The following is a 787-nucleotide window of genomic DNA, read 5'->3' on the forward strand; positions in this document are numbered from 1 at the left end:
TCTGGACTTCACCCGTTTTCGTAGACATTTCTCAACTTCCGGTTTGTAACTGTTCGAACGCCATTGGACTCAGTTGATTTAAGTAACTGTGCCTGCGGGTTCGATTGTAAAACACTTCGATGTATTCGAATATCTCAGTCTTGGCTTCCTCCCGGGTTGGATAGATCTTACGTTTGATACGTTCTTTCTTCAGGCTGCTGAAGAAAGACTCAACTACTGCGTTGTCATAACAGTTGCCGCGGCGACTCATGCTGGGGGTAAGCTGGTTATCCTTGCACCAGCGGGTGAAGTCATCGCTGCCAAACTGGCTACCCTGGTCAGAGTGAATGATCACCGGCTGTTTAGGATTTCTGCGCCACACGGCCATCAACAAGGCATCCAGCACCAATTCCGTTGCCATCGTTGGTTTCATGGACCAACCGATCACCGCACGTGAGTACAGATCAATTACCACCGCTAGATACAGCCAGCCTTCATAGGTACGGATATAAGTAATATCCGTTACCCAAGCCTGATCAGGTGCAGCAAACGTGAATTGCTGTTCTAACCGGTTCGGCGCTGCCGTGGCAGGCTTGCCTGCCTTGTGCCGCGGGCGTTTATAGCCACGTACCGATTTGATCTGCGCCTGGCTCATAAGACGCGCAACCCGCTTTACACCGCAACGCGTGCCGGCTTCCAGCAGATCCCGATGAATACGTGGGCTCCCATAGATGCCGTAACTGTCCTCAAAGGATTGTTTGATGTCAATCAACAGCGCTTCATCGGCCACAGCCCGCTCCGATTTGGG

Annotated in this window: 1 protein-coding gene; it reads right to left on the bottom strand. The window is 51.7% G+C overall.

What is annotated here, in order from left to right; genetic code table 11:
* Positions 1 to 31: 31 nt before the first annotated feature.
* A partial coding sequence (locus EJE49_RS11730; RefSeq protein ID WP_124951059.1) for an IS3 family transposase occupies positions 32 to 787 on the bottom strand: 756 nt, incomplete at its 5' end.

This window comes from Sulfuriferula thiophila (assembly GCF_003864975.1).
In the GTDB taxonomy this organism is placed as follows: Bacteria; Pseudomonadota; Gammaproteobacteria; order Burkholderiales; family Sulfuriferulaceae; genus Sulfuriferula; species Sulfuriferula thiophila.